11 protein-coding genes are annotated in these 15,755 nt (G+C 30.8%); 7 read left to right on the plus strand and 4 right to left on the minus strand.

What is annotated here, in order from left to right:
• Positions 1–28: 28 nt before the first annotated feature.
• The 5 genes from Q0O83_RS08915 to dacB all read left to right on the plus strand — a co-directional run bounded on the left by Q0O83_RS08915 (position 29) and on the right by dacB (position 5,082).
• On the plus strand, positions 29–508 hold the full coding sequence (locus Q0O83_RS08915) for a DUF1456 family protein (protein ID WP_294096347.1): 480 nt from the start codon (positions 29–31) through the stop codon (positions 506–508).
• Between the two features lie 130 nt (positions 509–638).
• The gene (gene asrA, locus Q0O83_RS08920) at positions 639–1,646 is read left to right on the plus strand and encodes an anaerobic sulfite reductase subunit AsrA (protein WP_294096349.1); all 1,008 of its coding nucleotides are present in this window, start codon (positions 639–641) and stop codon (positions 1,644–1,646) included.
• Positions 1,639–2,433, plus strand: coding sequence for an anaerobic sulfite reductase subunit AsrB (gene asrB, locus Q0O83_RS08925; RefSeq protein ID WP_294096351.1), 795 nt, complete (start codon positions 1,639–1,641; stop codon positions 2,431–2,433). The genes asrA and asrB overlap by 8 nt, the downstream gene beginning before the upstream one ends.
• An 8-nt stretch (positions 2,434–2,441) precedes the next feature.
• Positions 2,442–3,434 carry a sulfite reductase subunit C gene (gene asrC, locus Q0O83_RS08930; RefSeq protein WP_294096353.1) on the plus strand — a complete coding sequence of 331 codons (993 nt, stop codon included), beginning with the start codon at positions 2,442–2,444 and terminating at the stop codon, positions 3,432–3,434.
• A gap of 121 nt (positions 3,435–3,555) precedes the next feature.
• The gene (gene dacB / locus Q0O83_RS08935) at positions 3,556–5,082 is read left to right on the plus strand and encodes a D-alanyl-D-alanine carboxypeptidase/D-alanyl-D-alanine-endopeptidase (RefSeq protein ID WP_294096354.1); all 1,527 of its coding nucleotides are present in this window, start codon (positions 3,556–3,558) and stop codon (positions 5,080–5,082) included.
• A 53-nt stretch (positions 5,083–5,135) separates the two neighbouring features.
• Here dacB and Q0O83_RS08940 read toward each other — a convergent pair whose 3' ends face one another.
• The 4 genes from Q0O83_RS08940 to Q0O83_RS08955 all read right to left on the minus strand — a co-directional run bounded on the left by Q0O83_RS08940 (position 5,136) and on the right by Q0O83_RS08955 (position 13,433).
• Positions 5,136–8,312, minus strand: coding sequence for an efflux RND transporter permease subunit (locus tag Q0O83_RS08940; protein ID WP_294096355.1), 3,177 nt, complete (start codon positions 8,310–8,312; stop codon positions 5,136–5,138).
• Position 8,313: 1 nt separating this feature from the next.
• Positions 8,314–9,408 carry an efflux RND transporter periplasmic adaptor subunit gene (locus Q0O83_RS08945; protein ID WP_294096357.1) on the minus strand — a complete coding sequence of 365 codons (1,095 nt, stop codon included), beginning with the start codon at positions 9,406–9,408 and terminating at the stop codon, positions 8,314–8,316.
• A 10-nt stretch (positions 9,409–9,418) separates the two neighbouring features.
• The gene (locus Q0O83_RS08950) at positions 9,419–11,611 is read right to left on the minus strand and encodes a TolC family protein (RefSeq protein WP_294096358.1); all 2,193 of its coding nucleotides are present in this window, start codon (positions 11,609–11,611) and stop codon (positions 9,419–9,421) included.
• 136 nt (positions 11,612–11,747) lie between these two features.
• Positions 11,748–13,433 carry a M3 family oligoendopeptidase gene (locus Q0O83_RS08955; protein WP_294096359.1) on the minus strand — a complete coding sequence of 562 codons (1,686 nt, stop codon included), beginning with the start codon at positions 13,431–13,433 and terminating at the stop codon, positions 11,748–11,750.
• 154 nt (positions 13,434–13,587) lie between these two features.
• On the opposite strand from Q0O83_RS08955, the gene Q0O83_RS08960 reads away from it, so the two are divergent.
• Both Q0O83_RS08960 and Q0O83_RS08965 read left to right on the plus strand, forming a co-directional pair.
• Complete coding sequence (locus tag Q0O83_RS08960) at positions 13,588–14,859, plus strand: aldehyde dehydrogenase family protein (RefSeq protein ID WP_294096361.1); 1,272 nt, start codon at positions 13,588–13,590, stop codon at positions 14,857–14,859.
• A 66-nt stretch (positions 14,860–14,925) separates the two neighbouring features.
• Positions 14,926–15,429: a hypothetical protein gene (locus Q0O83_RS08965; RefSeq protein ID WP_294096362.1), complete on the plus strand. Its 504-nt coding sequence runs from the start codon at positions 14,926–14,928 to the stop codon at positions 15,427–15,429.
• The last annotated feature ends 326 nt before the right edge of the window (positions 15,430–15,755 follow it).

A 15,755-nucleotide genomic window follows, 5' to 3' on the forward strand; every position in this document is an offset into this window, starting at 1 on the left:
AGTAAATTTAAAATATCAGGAGGAATAAATGACAAATAATGACGTTCTAAGAAGAGTTAGATACGCTTTAAGAATAAATGATAAAGCTATGCTAGAAGTTTTCAAATTAGGAGGGGTAAAACTTTCTTTAGAGGAGTTAACAGCTTTTTTAAGTAAGCCTGAAGATGATAACTTCAAAACTTGTAATAATCAAACTTTAGATATGTTCTTAACTGGACTTATCACTTATAAGAGAGGACCACAAAAAGTTGGAACTCCAAGAGTTGAAGAACCTGTAGTAAATAACAAGAACATAAACAACCACATTTTAAGAAAGTTAAAAATAGCTTTAGCTTTCAGAAGTGAGGATATGATAGATGCATTCGAAACAGGTGGACTTAAGATGTCTGAATCAGAATTAAGTGCTATTTTCAGAAGACCAGATCACAAAAATTATAGAGAAGCTGGAGATAAATATGTTAGAGTATTTATAAAGGGAATCACTGAACTTTTCAGAGGAGAAAAATAATAAGATTACAAATTGATCTTAAAAAAATTTATTTTTTGTCAATATAGAGATGTGTGACTAGAGTCACACATTTTTTTCTATATAAAGTAATAGAATGAAATATAAAAAATACTCAATAAGAGGTGAAGAGATGAAAAAATTATTAACAAATGATGAGTTTAATAGCGTACTATCGAACTTATCTAAGGAGTATGATATATATGCTCCAGTTACACTTCCTTTTAAGGGAACTTTCTCAGATACTGATCTAGTTAAATATGAAAAGATAACTACATTAGAAGAGATTAATTTAAAAGATAAGAGTTATTATTCAGCTAAAGAGATTCTACTACCTATCAGACAAACAATATTTTATTTCAATGAAAATGAATTTAAAAAGCCAGAGGGAAGAACAAAAAAAGCTTTAGTAATACTTAGAAGCTGTGATTTACATGCTATAAATAGAGTGGATAATATCTACCTAAACAACAAGTTTAGTGATGAGTATTATGCAGACGCTAAGAAAATGGTAAAATTTGCAGTTATGGGCTGCCCAGGACAAGGTTGGGAAAGTTGTTTCTGCGCTTCTATGGGAACGAATAGCACTGAGGATTATAACTTAGGATTGACGTTCAAAGATGGAGAGGTTTACACAGATGTTAAAGACGAAGAGTTATTAAACTTCTTTGATGCAGGAAAAGAGGAAGAGTTCGAAATGGAATTCGTAAAAGAAAACGTTGAGAAGGTAACTGTTCCTGAAAATATCGTATTAGATGATATAATAAATGATGAGATGTGGAGAGACTACGATAGATGTATAAAGTGTGGAAGATGTAACTTTGTATGTCCAACTTGTACTTGTTTTACTAGCCAAGATATCTTTAATAGAGATAACGCTAAAACTGGAGAGAGAAGAAGAGTTTGGGCTTCTTGCCATGTAGATGGATTTACAACTATGGCTGGAGGACATGAATTCAGACAAAAATCTGGAGATAGAATGAGATTTAAAGTTATGCATAAAATTTCAGACTATAAGAAGAGATTTGGAACTCATATGTGTATAGGATGTGGAAGATGTGACGACGCTTGTCCAGAATACATTTCATACATAAACTGTATAAACAAACTATCAAAAAAGTTAGGTGATAAAGATGAATAATATATATATGCCTGAAAGAGGAGAGATATTATCAATAGTTCAAGAAAGTTCAATTGAGTGGTTATTCAAAGTTAAAACAACGATTAAGCCATTAGCTGGACAATTTATACAGTTATCTATACCTATGGTAGGAGAGGCGCCTATATCGGTTGCTGACTGTAACCATGAAGAGGGATGGATAGAGTTCTTAATAAGAAAAGTTGGAAAGGTTACAGATGCTGTATTCAACTTAAAACCAGGAGACTCTATATTTTTAAGAGGAGCATATGGAAATTCTTTCCCTATGGATACTTATAAAGGTAAAAGAGTTATCGTTGTTGCAGGAGGAAGTGGAACTGCTCCAGTTAGACCATTAATAAAACAACTTATAGATGATAAAGAAACTGATATCGAGCTAATTTTTGGATTTAAAGATCAAGATTCTATTTTATTTAAAAATGAGATAGATGTATGGAGAAAGAAAGCTCCTATGATTTTAACTGTAGATAAAGGTTGTGGAATTGATGGAGAGTGTGTTGGATTAGTTACTGAGTATATTCCTCACCTAAGATTACATGATGGATTTGATAACTTAGAAGTTGTTATAGTTGGACCACCAATGATGATGAAGTTCTCTGCATTAGAGTTTTTAAAGTTAGGAATTCCTGAAGAGAAAATTTGGGTTTCATTCGAAAGAAATATGTCTTGTGCTGTTGGTAAGTGTGGACACTGTAAAATTGATGAAACATATGTTTGTTTAGAAGGACCTATATTTAATTATGTAAAAGCTAAGAAGCTTTTAGATTAGGAGGAAAGATGGCTTTAGAATTAAGTAGAAAAAGTTTTACGAAAAATGCATTTAGAGTTACAAAAGAGAGAAAAAAGACAGCTTTAAGAGTTAGAGTTCCAGGTGGAGAGATAACAGCTGAGTTACTACTTAAAGTTTCTGAAATCGCTTCGAAATATGGAAATGGAAAAGTACATATAACAACTCGTCAAGGTTTTGAGATAAAAGGTATCGATATAACTATGATCGATGAAGTAAATAAAGAGATTCAAGTACTAATAGATGGATTTGAAATCAACCAACCAAATGGAGTTGGAAATGGATATCCAGCAGCTGGAACTAGAAATATAACAGCTTGTATAGGAAATGGTGTTTGTCCTAAGGCTCAATATAATACAACTGAGTTTGCTAGAAAGATAGAGAAAGAGGTTTTCCCTCATGATTTCCACTTTAAGATAGCTTTAACTGGTTGTCCAAACGATTGTATCAAAGCTAGAATGCATGACTTTGGTATTGTTGGAATGGCTATGCCTCTTTATGAGAAAGAGAGATGTGTATCTTGTGGAGCTTGCGTAAAGAAATGTAAGGGATTATCTACAGGTGCTTTAAGTGCAGAGAACTACACTGTTGTTAGAGAGCACAGTAAATGTATCGGGTGTGGAGAGTGTGTTTTAAACTGTCCTACATCAGCTTGGGTTAGAGATGAGAAGAAATACTATAGATTAGCTATCATGGGAAGAACTGGAAAGAAAAATCCAAGACTTGCTGAAGATTGGTTACTATGGGCTGACGAAGAGAGCATCATAAAAATAATCAAAAATACATATAAATATGTTGATACGTATATCAACAGAGCATTACCAAAAGAGCATATCGGATATATTGTGGATAGAACAGGATTCCATGAGTTCAAGAAGTTCGCTCTTGAGGGTGTAAACTTAGAGAATGTAACTATTGAAAGAAATATGGTTCATTGGAATGGAATTATCTATTCTGGTGCTGAAAACGATATTGGAAAATAGATAAAAATTTAAACCAGCTGTAGTTTTTAAAACTATACTGGTTTTTTTTATTATCTCAGGAGAAATTGAATGAATTATGTTATAATAACTGTAGAATATTTTATGATATGAGGGGTGAGTTATGAAAAGAAAATTTTTATATTTAGCATTGATTACAGCTTTTTTAACAGCATGTAGCACTGCGGATAGAAAAAATATTTTAGAAAATCAACAAATAGTAGTACCAGATGTAATAGAGTCACCAATTTTATTCACAGAAGAGAAAGAGATAAGTACAGAAGAAAATATAGAGCCAATAAATATAGTGAATACAGATGTTCAAAAGGAATCGAAAGCTTTAGCACAATTTGTAAACTCTAAAGTCTTAGAGCATGGAAACATAGGGGTTTATGCAGTGGAATTAAAAAGTGGAAAAGTAGTAGATGGTTATAGAGAAGACGCTGCTTTAGTTCCAGCTTCGGTATTAAAAATTGTAACTGCAGCAACAGCTTTAGAAGTTTTAGGAGCAAATAGTGTTTTAGAAACAAAAGTTCTATATGATGGAACTATATCTAAAGAGGGCGTTTTAAAAGGAAATATATACATTCAAGGTGGTGGAGACCCCACACTAGGGTCGGATGGAATCTCAATTGATAGAGAGGCCTTTTTAAGAGATTGGGTAAGTGAAGTTAAAAGAGCTGGAATAAAATCAATAGATGGAAATATAATTGTTTTAGATGATCTTTTTGGATATGAAGGGATTCCAGGGAAATGGTTATGGGAAGATATGGGAACTAACTATGGACAAGGGACATATGGAATAAGTGTATTTGATAATCTGTATACTTTATATTTAAAAGCAGAGGTTACAGGAAAAAAACCTGAAATAATTAAAACAAAGCCAGAGATAACAGGATTAGCATTTGATAATCAAGGGTTAGTTACAACAGGTGGAAAAAGAGAGTTGTCAGTCAGAGGTCTACCTTTAGATAACAAGAGAAGAATTTTTGGAGCAGTTCCACAAAATAAAAATGGAGTTGTGATTCAAAGTGATATCCCTGATCCGGGATTATTTTTAGGTCAATATTTCTCATATCATTTGAAAAAAGAAAGTGTTGATTTTAAAGGAAGAGTAACTACAGCGAGATTGACATCACAAAGACCGAAAAATCCAAAAATTATAGCTGTTACAAAATCTCCACCAATTTCTGAAATAGTTAAGGTACTTTTAACAAGAAGTGACAATCACTATACAGAGCATCTATTCCAATTGATTCAGAAAACAAAAGGTGTGGACATAGAAAAGTTCTGGAAAAGTAAAGGAATGGATATCCACTCTTTAATTTTAAGAGATGGAAGTGGTCTATCGAGAGGAAATGTAATCTCTGCAAAACTTTTAACAGAGATATTAGCATACTCTGAATCAGGATTACAAAACCTACTTCCAGTAGCTGGTAAAGATGGAACAGTTGCAATCTTTTTAAAGAATACACCTTTAGAGGGAAAAGTAAAGGTGAAGAGTGGAAGTATGAGTGGAATTCAATCATATGCTGGATATGCTGAAAAAAATGGTAAAAAATATGCATTTACAATTATTGTAAACCATTGGAATGGAGATAGAGCTACTTTAAGAAAAGAGATGGAAAAGCTGTTAAATAATATTTTATAAAAAAAGGTTGTGAGATTTAATATTCTCACAACCTTTTTATTTTTCAAATATATTTATTGTTTTTCAATTAAACGAGCTTCATCATAAACATAGTCTTTAAACTTAGTTTTATAGAATGTTGCATATATAACCGGTATAACAGCAAGAGCTAAGACAGTATCTGAAGCTAAACCAAATATTAGTACTACAGCTAGAGGTTGGAATAGTGGTCCACCAAAGAAATATAATGGCATTAATCCAACAAGGGTTGTAGCAACTGTTAAAAATATAGGTCTAAGTCTTGATTGACATCCAAATACGATAGCATCTTGGTCAGTACGCCCACTATCTTTTTCAAGAGTCATCTTATCAACCAAGATTATAGCATGATTCAATACAACTCCAGCAAGAGATATAATACCAACCATAGCCATAAATCCAAGCTCTGTATTTGTAACTAATAAACCGATTGCAATTCCTAAAAGTGATAAAGGAATAACAAGCATAATTGTAAGACCTTTTTTTAGTGAGTTAAATTGCCCAACTACAAGAACAAACATCATAAGTATAGCCACTGGAACTTGAGCAAATAGTGCACTTTGATTTTCAGATGAAGTTTTCATTATTCCAGCAGGATAGTATTTGATACTTGGTCCCCACTCTTTTAACTTCTCTTTTATCCAAGGTTCAATATTTTTATTTACTTCAAGTGGAGTTGTAGCTGGATCGACAGCTGCATCAACTTGAATTGAGTAAGCCAAGTTTCTAGTAGATACATAGAAAGGACGATAATCTAGTTTTATATCAGCAATCTGTCTTAAAGGAACAGCTTCTCCTTTTGAGTTAATAAGCTCGATAGATTCAATAGACTTTATATCATCTTTATATGTATGCTTTCCTTTTACTATAACAGGGATTATTGTACTTTGAGCAGGAGCATTAAAATCTCTAAATGTAGTAGCAGTATATCCTTGTAAAACAAACTGTAAAACTTTACCGATTGTATCATTGTTGAAACCAGCAAGCTGGGCTTTCTCTTGGTTTATTTCGATTTTGATATCTGGAACTTCATTTCCCCAAGCATCAGATACAGAAAGTGCTCCTGGAGTTTCCGATAACTTCTCTTTTAATTCAGCAGCAGCAGCTTTTAATTTTGGAATATCGTTAGACGCTAAAACATATCCTAAATCTTTTTCAAGAGTAACTCCACTTGCTAATCCTTTAGAAACAACATCAATACTTGGATATTTAGATTTTAAATATTCGTTTACTTCTGTTGAGATTTTAGGGATTAATCTATAGTCACTTAAGTTATACATGATATAAGCATATTCAGTCAACCTAGTTTCAGGAGTATACCCTGTTGCAAATTTAGCAGCTCCACCACCAATAAATGATCCCCAACTTAAAACTCCTTGTTTTTCATACACAGAAGTTGTACCACCTGTAGTTATGTAATCCCAAAGTGTAGGAGGGAGAGCTTCTTGTTCTCCAGTTGCATAATTGTCTTTTATAAATTGATTTGCATCTTTTACAACTTCACGAGTGTAGTTTATATCTGTTCCCTTAGGTAAACGTATAAATGTTGACATTATAGGGTCAGTAGAAGCAGGCATAAAGTTACTTGGAACACGTCCTAAAAGAATTAAACCTAAAAACAGTGAAGCTACAGCTGTAAGTAAAGTCATTTTTTGATTTTTTAGTACAAATAAAAGAACATTTCTATAGGTAATATAAGCTTTACTATTCAGATTTTGTTTTGCTCCCTCTTTTATTTTTATAAAATCGAAACATAATAAAGGTATTAAAGTTTGATTTATAATCCAAGAACCAAAAAGAGCAAGCATAACAACAATAGTTAGTGGCCCAACATATTCTCCCATATCCTCTTTATTTAAAATAATTGGGGAGAATGCCATAATTGTTGTAATTGAACTAACTAAAAGAGGGATAGAAAGCGATTGAGCTGATTTCAAACAAGCACTTAAACGATCCTCACCATTTTCCATAAGAACAATTATATTTTCTGACATAACAACAGCATTATCAACAAGCATTCCAAGAGCAATTATAAGTCCCGCTAGAGTTATTTGATTTATTCCATAACCCATATAGTAAAGACCGATTAAAGTAAAAGCTATTGATGTAGGAGTAAGAGCAGCAACAATAAGTCCAGATCTTAAACCTAAAAATATAAGCATAACAATTATGATTATAGATATAGCTTGAATTAGATTTACAATAAATGATGTAACTTTAACTTGAACTAAATCAGGTTGATAATAAATCTCTCCAATCTCTAAACCTATGGGTAGATTTTTTTTGAATTCAGCTAAAGTTGATTTTATCCCATCACTCATAACTAAAATATCTTGACCAGCTCCAAGAGAAACTCCTAAAGTGATAGCGTTATGCCCATTAAAATCTATCGAGTAATTAGAAGGTTCTTGATAACCGTTATAGATATTGGCAATCTCTTTTAAATAGATATTTGATTTCCCATCACTACTAGTAATAACTGTGTTTTTGATATCTTCAAGATTTTCAAAGTTTCCCGAAGGATTCAGTTTTAATCTATCATTATCAATAACTAAATCTCCACCTTTGATAATAACATTCAAGTTAGATAGAGTCGAAAGAATATTTTCTAATGTCACTCCAGTTTGAGAAAGAAGTTTATTGTCTATATCAATATAGATTGCTTCTCCTTGAACTCCACTTATATCAATTCTTCCAATTTCAGGAACAGAAAAAAGAAGAGAATCTTTTAAATTAGCAGCAGTTTCATAAAGTTCCTCGTTTGTATATCCATCTCCACCGATAGCTAAAAGAGTTCCATACACATCACCGAAATATGTATTGATTTGAGGTGCTTGTACACCTTGTGGAAGAGCTGGGACAACGAATGTATTTATTCTATCTCTTAACTCTTGCCACACGGGTTTTAAGTCTTTATATCCACTTTTAATATTTACATATACATTTGACTGTCCGTCTATATTTTTAGATTCTACATATTTTAAAGCATCCATATTTTGGACTTGGTCAGTAATTCTTTTACTGACTAAGTCAGCCATCTGTTTAGCTGTTGCACCAGGCCAATTGGTAGTAATAAGAGCAACTTTTATAGTAAAACCAGGGTCTTCAGCTTTTTCAGAGTTATTATATGACATATATCCAAAAATAAGAAGTAGAGTAAAAAGCATATAGGCGGTAACCTTATTTTTAATAGCTAGTTCTGTTAGCTTCATACTAAATCTCCCCTTTTATAAGAGAAACCTTCTGATTCTCTTTCACTGCATTACTTCCTTTTGTGATAACAATATCTCCTTTAGATAATCCATTTAAAATTATGATTCCATCACTTGCAGGAGATGAAGATATCTCAATTTTTTGTTTCTGTGCTACTCCGATATTATTTTCGATATTTTTAACAACATAAACATATTTTTGGTTATCTGCTCCAGTCACAATAGAACTTAAAGGAAGAGATATTATAGGTTCATTTCCTTCAATTGTATCAATAATTATATTTGCAATCATACCAACTTTAACTTCAGGAGCTATCTCTGTTATTTTAGCTTTTACTGGATATGTACTACCATAACCGACAGATAAAGTTCCAATATTTGTAATAACACCCTTAACTTTTTTATTATTTAGAGATGTTATTAAAATGTCTACAGGTTGACCAGCAGATAAAGAACCAATAACAGATTGAGATACATTAAACTCTACATTTCTATCTCCATCACTACTTAAAACAAAAACAACAGTTTCAGGGCTAACAACTTGATTAACCTCACTTTTTACTTGACCGATAGTTCCATCTTGTGGGGCTTTTAAATATGTATAATCCACTTTTAGTTTTGATAAATTAGAAGCATCTTTCAAAGCTTTAACACTAGAAAGAGCTGACTTATATTGAGCAATGGCACTATCGTAAGAAGCTTTAGAAATACTATTTTCTAAATAAAGAGCTTCAGATCTTTTAAAGTTAGCTTCAGCTTCAGCAAAAACAGCGTTTCCTTTAGCTAAATCAGATAAAGATTTTTCATAATTTAGATTGTATTCTGCGGGGTCTAGTGTAGCTAAGATTTGTCCTTTTTTAACACTATCACCAAGCTGAGCGATTCTTTTATCAATTGTTCCAGAAACTCTAAAACTTAGGTTTGAAAGAGCTTCAGAACTAATTGTACCAGAATATGTTCTGATAACACTATTTTCTTTTGATTCTACAACCTCATAAACAACAGGTTTTATTTCTAGAGCTTCTTCTGGTAGTTTTTCTTTTCCACAACTAAGAAGTAAAAGTAAACTTATAGCAATAAAGATTTTATTTTTCATAGTTATCCTCCTAATTTTCAATCTCTTTTTGAAGTTTTAAAAGCAGATATTGCTTTTCTGGGTCTGTAAGTATAATTGAAGATTTTCCATAAAGATTTTCAAGCTTTAAAGTAGAATTAATTAAGTTAAAGTTTTCAATAACATGATTTAATTCTTGGCTTAAAGCGTTATTTTGTGCAGATAGGAAATCAGTTATACTAATACTTCCTTCAGCATAAAGATTTTTAACAATATCTAAATTTTTCTTTGCTACATCAGAAGATATTTGAGTAGTGTAGCTTTGAACATAATTTGTTAAAAGTTCAGTATAAATTTGTAAAACTTCTTTTGTAAGATTGTTAGTAAGAGAAAGCTTATTATATTCTAAAGATTTCAGTTCGCTTTTTATTTTTTCAGCGTTATAATGAATCTCACCACCACTGATTATTGGAAGAGATACTCCTACTCCAGCTTCCCAATATTCATCAGGGAAGTTTCTATTTGAATTTTTCCCCCAAGGTGTTACGATATTATTTTTATTATAGTTACCAAAAGCTTTAACAGTTGGTATATATCTTTCTCGACTGTTAGATGTATATTCTCTTTCCTTCCCTTTTATAGTATTGTCTAGTTGTTGTAGGGCGTTAGAGTTTGAGAGAGTTTCTCTAACCAAGAAGTTTTCTATTTTTTTTGATTTTTCAGAACCAAACGTAAAGTTTTTACCTAAATTATTACTTAAAAGAAAATATGGAGCAATATCATCTATATTTTCATAAGAGTATCTATTGTCTTGTGAATAATTTAATAGATCGTTTAAATAAATCTCTTGAGAACGAAGCTCACCTTTTACATTTGAAATATTAGAAAGAGCGCTTGCAACATCAGATTCTAATCTATATACATCTTGCAATCCTCCAGCTCCAACATCATAGTTTATTTTAGCTACATCTAAAGTTTCTCGTAAAAGACTGTAGTTACTCATTTGAATCTTTAGTTGAGCATTCAATTGAAGAATATTTACATAAGTAGAAGCTACGTAGTAGATAGTATTTAATTTTTCTTGTTCATAAGCCTTTCTACTTGAATCTAAAGCTAGTTTTTCTATGAATACACTAGCATTGATCTGATCGCTAAAAATAACCTGTGATAGCTGTAGATAAGACGTCACACTATTAGTTGCTGCTCCTTGCATAAATGTAGGAGATCTATCATCTAAGGCATTATAATTCATGTTAGCAGTAAGCTGAGGCAATCTTTTAGAGTTAGCAACTTTTGAACTATAATAACTAGTGAATACATTTTGTTTAGTTCTTAATAAATCTAAGTTTTCATTTAATGCTCTATCAACAGCTGTTTTTAAAGATAGCTTAGGATTTTGAAGTCGAGATTCATTCAGATGTGAAATCTCTTGTAAAAAAATAAGATTAGGATATAATCCTATTTTACTTGCTACAGGAGAGTTAACAAATATATCTTTTCTAGGTTCATTTACTTCAATAATTTGTCCCATATCTCTTTTAGTTTTGAAAAACATATAATTTAATGAAGCTGCTCTTAATCTTTTTCTTAACTCCTTGTTAAGAGTTAATCCCGAGTAAGCATAAGAATCAAGATCGTCGTTAAAATCTATAAGAAAAGATGGAACACCTCTATTTGAAGCTTTGAAAAGATTTTCTTTTGAAGATCTCATAATATTAACCTTTATTCCAGCTAAATCTGTTTTCTTTTCTAAAGCTTTTAAATTATTCTCATCCATATTAGATATTAGAACATCAATTTCATTTATTCCAGAAAGATTTTTAAAAGGTGATAAAAGTTCATTCAAATTTAGATTGCTATAAATATAGTTTATATTTTTAGATATATTTTTAGATATATTTTTAGCTTTATTTCCAAATCCAAGTGGAACAGAATAGAATTTATCTGATTTCAAATTTTTAATATCTTCTAATGGTGCACAAGTTAGTATAAAGATACTATCAATTTTAGAGTTAGCATTAAGCTTATTAACTCCTTCTTGTATATTATGATCCGTCAGATAAAATATCTCAGATATTTGTGGTGTAAATTCAGTCCCTGCAAAATTTTTGCTCAGTTCCTCTTTTAGAATCTCTAGGGTAACTTTAGATGACTCTGAATGGTGTTCTAAAACTACACCAACATTGAGAACTTTTGCAAACACAGAGAAATTAATAAGAAAAAGTAACAAAAGTATTTTTGTCATAAATTAATCCTCCCTTTAAAGTTAATGTATCAACAAAAGGATATTCAACCAATATGGAAAAAATCCTTTAAAAATAAATAAAGGAAACAAAAAAAACGATAACATTTGTTATCGTTTACAATTTGACCTATAATACTTAGATAGAAAACTTATCTAAATAATTTTTTACAGACTCTATAATCTCTTCTACACATCCATCTTCAAAAGGAGATTTTAATTTTGCAACTTCTAAAAGTTTTAAGAATGATTTTGTTCCACCTTCATGACAAAGATTTAGATAGTTATCCCAAGCTTCAGAATAATTTTCGTTCATCTTTTTCCAGAACTGTAATGCACAGATTTGAGCAAGAGTATAATCTATATAATAGAATGGAACTTCAAAAATATGTGCTTGTTGGAACCACCAACCACCTCTTTCTAAAAATGGATTTTCAGAGTAATCAGAGTGAGGTTTATAAATTTTCTCCAAATCCCTCCACACTTTTTTTCTTTGGGCAGGTGTAAGCTCTGGATTTTCATATATTTTATGCTGGAAGTGATCTACAAGAACTCCATAAGGAATAAATTTAATTGCAGCTCCTAAGTGAGAGAACTTATATTTCATAGTATCCTCTTTAAAGAAGTTCTCCATCCAATTCCAAGTAAAGAACTCCATACTCATAGAGTGAATCTCAGAACTTTCATATGTTGCCCAAAGAAGTTCAGGTACTTCTATCCAACTAGATTTATAAACTTGGAATGCGTGTCCAGCTTCATGAGTTAAAACATCAATATCTCCACTTGTTCCATTGAAATTCGAGAAAATAAATGGTGATTTATAATCAGGAATAAACGTACAGTATCCACCACCAGCTTTTCCTTTTTTAGTAGTTAAATCCATAAGATCATTCTTTATCATAAAATCAATAAACTCACCAGTTTCAGATGACATCTCATGATACATCTTTTTTCCTTGCTCAATAATCCAGTTTGCATCACCTTTTGGAGTTGGGTTACCATCGTTGAATTCAAATTTTTCATCATAGTATTTAAGAGTGTCTAATCCTAATCTAAGCTTTTGTTTTTCATATAATGAACTAGCTAATGGAACAATACTATCAACAACTTGTTTTCTAAAGTTTTCAACCATTTTAGCATTATAATCAACTCTATTCATTCTAAGATACCCTAACTCAATAAAGTTTTCAAACCCTAATTTTTTTGCAATATTAACTCTTATTTTTACAAGATTATCAAAAATCTCATCGAATTTTTTTTCATTATTTATAAAGAAAGTAGATTTTGCTTCTTGAGCAGCTTTTCTAATAACTCTATCTTTTGAAAGAAGATACGGAGTCATCCCAGAAAGGTTTCTTTCTTTTCCATCGAATAAAATTTTAGCAGAAGCTAAAAGTTTTACGTATTTTGATGTTTCTTTATTTTCCTCTTGGAGGTCTTCAATTATATCGGGAGAGAATGTTTTTAAACTATTTTCCATAAGTTTAAAGAACTGTTCTCCAAACTCCTCTATTAATTGGTGCTTATTTGAAAGATTGACCATAACCTCATAAAATTGAGAATCTAACTCTTGGTATAAAGGCGAAACTTCATCCCAGTATTCGTTTTCATCATCATAAAATTTATCCTCTGTGTTTATTGTATGTCTTATATTTGCGATACTAGACATAGAAGATATTGTATTTCTAATCGAATTTATTTTTTTGATAATTTCAATTTGTATTTTTAGATTTGTAGAATCTTTTAAGTCAGACATTAATTCTGTGAACTCAATTTTTACTTCATCATAATTCGGTCTACTGTATTTAAAATCACTGAATTTCATGAAAATCCTCCTAAAATTATTATTTAAAATAACCCTATTATAGAATAAAATCTATATTTCATCAACTAAAAAAAATTAAAAATAAAAATAAAGGAAAGACTCGAAGAAATAGTATTAATAATAATGAAATATTTATTGAAAGGAGAACTCTCATATGACAAACGTTGAAAAATTAGAAAAGCTAAAAAGATCTTTTGAAAAGAATAAAGATTCAATAATAGATGCATTATATAAAGATTTAGGAAAGAGTTTTGAAGAAAGTAGATTATCAGAATATTATCCCGTTATTTCTGAATTTGATTTTTTTATAAAAAATTTAGAAAAGTGGAGTGAGCCTGAAAAAATAAAAAGTTTTTTTAATTTTATAGGAGGAGGAATCGTTCTTCAGCCAGAACCCTACGGAAGAGTACTTATATTTTCTCCTTGGAACTATCCTTTTAATTTGACATTTTTACCACTTATAGGAGCGATAGCCGCAGGAAATGAAGTTGTATTAAAGCCATCTGAAAACTCTGTAAATTGTAGTGAAGTTATAAAAAAGATAATTGATGAGAGCGGAGTTGAAGGTGTAAGTGTAGAGTTAGGTGATGCAGCAGTTGCTAAAAAATTATTGGACGAAAAAAATGATTATATATTTTTTACTGGAAGTACAAAAGTTGGAAAAGAGATATATTTGAAAGCAGCAGAAACTTTAACTCCAGTAACTTTAGAACTAGGAGGAAAATCTCCAGTCATAATAGAGGATGAAGCCATATTAAATGAAAGTGTGGATAAAATAATTTGGGGAAAGTTTTTCAATAGAGGGCAAACATGTGTTGCACCAGATCATGTTTACATTCCTAGAGGCAGTGCAGAAAAGTTTGTAGAGCTCACAAGAGAATATATCAGAAAAAATGGTGATATTGGTGGTAAGATTATAAATAGAAATCATTTTGAAAGATTGGAAAGTTATTTAGAGAATGTAGAGATTATATATCAAAATGGAAAGATTGATGAATCTTCTAAAGATAAAGGAAAGTTTCCGTTTACCATAGTTTTAAATCCAAAAGATGATGATTTAATCTCAAAAGAGGAGATATTTGGACCGATACTACCTCTAATAGAGTATGATAGTTTAGAAAAAGTTTATTGGGATTTGAGACAAAAACCATCGCCATTAGCACTATATATATTTAGAAGTCAGAAAGGTGATTTATCAACAAAAGATATAAAAGCTGGAGGAGTTTGTATAAATGCAACGATACTTCAAATTGTAGATAAAAAGGTTCCTTTTGGAGGAGTAGGAGAGAGTGGAATAGGAAGATATCATGGAAAATATTCGTTTGATACCTTCACTCATTATAAACCTATTTTTGAAGGAAGTAGTATAAAAATATCGATGTTACAAAAAGTTGTCTCAGTAGTTTTAAATAGAATAAAAAAATAAAACTAGAGCTTCTTTTAAAAATATTATACAATATACTTATTACAAAAACTTTAAAAGGAGAACAGAATGAAAAAAGGATTAATTGCTGCATTTTTAATGCTAAGCACAGCTGCATTTTCAATGGATGCACATCTAAGATTAGGAGCTATAACAGATGCAAGCTCTTACAACAAAGAGGATAAAAGCTTTGAAAGTTATGCACCTACTATGAGTTTAGAAGTAACTCAAACATTACTTTTAGCAGATATTGGAGTGGGAATAGCTTATAATGGGAAAACAAGTGGAACAGAGATTGAAACAGTTCCAGCATACGGATTAATAAAGATGAATTTATTCCCTATAGGTGTAAAACCATACTTAGTAGGAAAGTTAGGAAAAGTTTTATACACAAGAGATAGCGTATCAAACTCTAAACCAGATGGAAAATATTTCTATGGAGCTGGAGTAGGAATGGATCTATTCTCTTTACAAGCTGAAGTATTATACTCTGTGACAGAGATAGATGGAGATAGAAGAGGAAACGATAACTTAGAGCAAGTAAGCTTTACTTTAGGGTATAACTTCTTCTAAAAATAAATTTCTATAGTAAAATAAAATTTTTATAAAAAAATAATTGAAAAATAATTTTCGGTATGTTATAGTATAACAAAATATTTTATAGGAGTGGTTAGTATGTTTAATAAGACAATAAAAACTACAATGATGAATATGATGCCTTTGGGAGTTTGTACCAAAAATTAATTTTTTAATTTTGGGACGAGCTCATTTTGATTTTCTTAAATGAGATCTCCCGAAGAAATAGCTTTTAAAACATGGCTTGGGAGATTTTATCTCTCAGGCTTTTTTTATTATATAAGGAAACTATAGAAAAAATTTATCCAAAAAATATTGAAAAA

The organism is uncultured Cetobacterium sp., assembly GCF_945952365.1.
Taxonomy (GTDB): domain Bacteria; phylum Fusobacteriota; class Fusobacteriia; order Fusobacteriales; family Fusobacteriaceae; genus Cetobacterium_A.

Coding starts and splice junctions, on each gene's coding strand:
- Q0O83_RS08955 (WP_294096359.1), bottom strand. CDS start 13,433: ATGAAATTCAGTGATTTTAAATACAGTAGACCGAATTATGATGAAGTA.
- Q0O83_RS08950 (WP_294096358.1), bottom strand. CDS start 11,611: ATGACAAAAATACTTTTGTTACTTTTTCTTATTAATTTCTCTGTGTTT.
- Q0O83_RS08940 (WP_294096355.1), bottom strand. CDS start 8,312: ATGAAGCTAACAGAACTAGCTATTAAAAATAAGGTTACCGCCTATATG.
- Q0O83_RS08915 (WP_294096347.1), top strand. CDS start 29: ATGACAAATAATGACGTTCTAAGAAGAGTTAGATACGCTTTAAGAATA.
- asrB (WP_294096351.1), top strand. CDS start 1,639: ATGAATAATATATATATGCCTGAAAGAGGAGAGATATTATCAATAGTT.
- Q0O83_RS08960 (WP_294096361.1), top strand. CDS start 13,588: ATGACAAACGTTGAAAAATTAGAAAAGCTAAAAAGATCTTTTGAAAAG.
- asrA (WP_294096349.1), top strand. CDS start 639: ATGAAAAAATTATTAACAAATGATGAGTTTAATAGCGTACTATCGAAC.
- Q0O83_RS08945 (WP_294096357.1), bottom strand. CDS start 9,408: ATGAAAAATAAAATCTTTATTGCTATAAGTTTACTTTTACTTCTTAGT.
- Q0O83_RS08965 (WP_294096362.1), top strand. CDS start 14,926: ATGAAAAAAGGATTAATTGCTGCATTTTTAATGCTAAGCACAGCTGCA.
- asrC (WP_294096353.1), top strand. CDS start 2,442: ATGGCTTTAGAATTAAGTAGAAAAAGTTTTACGAAAAATGCATTTAGA.
- dacB (WP_294096354.1), top strand. CDS start 3,556: ATGAAAAGAAAATTTTTATATTTAGCATTGATTACAGCTTTTTTAACA.